The sequence below is a fragment of the Anaerotruncus sp. 1XD42-93 genome (assembly GCF_009917605.1).
GTDB lineage: Bacteria > Bacillota > Clostridia > Oscillospirales > Ruminococcaceae > Anaerotruncus.
Window position 1 is genome coordinate 1 of record NZ_QZEG01000205.1, and the last position, 758, is coordinate 758.

1 protein-coding gene and 1 pseudogene are annotated in these 758 nt (G+C 49.6%); both read right to left on the reverse strand.

The window, feature by feature from the left end:
• Nucleotides 1–133: 133 nt before the first annotated feature.
• Nucleotides 134–493, reverse strand: coding sequence for a hypothetical protein (locus D5269_RS18040; protein ID WP_120487693.1), 360 nt, complete (start codon nucleotides 491–493; stop codon nucleotides 134–136).
• Nucleotides 483–758 (reverse strand): annotated as a pseudogene (locus tag D5269_RS18045) (hypothetical protein); the annotation flags it as partial. The gene D5269_RS18040 and the pseudogene D5269_RS18045, both read right to left, overlap by 11 nt.

Consider the following 758-nt stretch of genomic DNA (forward strand, 5'->3'; position numbering starts at 1 on the left):
ATGGCATCCCAGTCCGGTTCTGGCTCTAATGGGCATTGATACCATTTTTCCAAAGGGCTACAGGTGCATCCAAAATCCGAATCATACCAGCCACATAAAATGCAGGGTTCATCAAGGAAAGAAAATGACATGCTTATAACCCTCCTTCGATAAAAGTATGGTAGAACCAGCGCACAAACCAGATCAATAGAAGCAGGCTTGCAGTTACCGGGAATACCCCGTACAGAAAAATGTCCGAGTTGTGCCGCAGGGCGGAGAGATCGTCAGCCTGCTGATCGGTTAGTGCTGCGATCTGGGCATTCCCGGAATCTTTCAGCGTTTCATGCATCCATTCCCAGTCCGGCTCAGCTTCAATCGTTGCAGCAGGTTCAACCTTGATGAATTCCGCCGCCGAAGCGGGAACCGGGGAAACTTGCAGGAACAGTGCGAGGAATACCAGAAGAAATGCGCCGGTTAGAAATACCCTTTGTGGGGTCAGGTTGTTATGATTCATGCGGGGAGCCCTCTTCATCGGCTGTCTCATCCCAATCCAGATTAAATGTCTTGTACTTGACCCGCATCCCTGCGGCGGGAATCTCGTATTCCTGCCCGTCAAACGATGCGTAGTCAATATTTAGAAATTCGGCTGGTACCTCTCGTTTCAGCGTCCTGCCGCCCGAAAGATAGAACTTGCCGAAAATTTTTGCATTGCCTTTGGTGATGTACTTGGTTACATACTTGACGATTGCAGAGCGTCCGTCCAGCTTTATGACGGTACT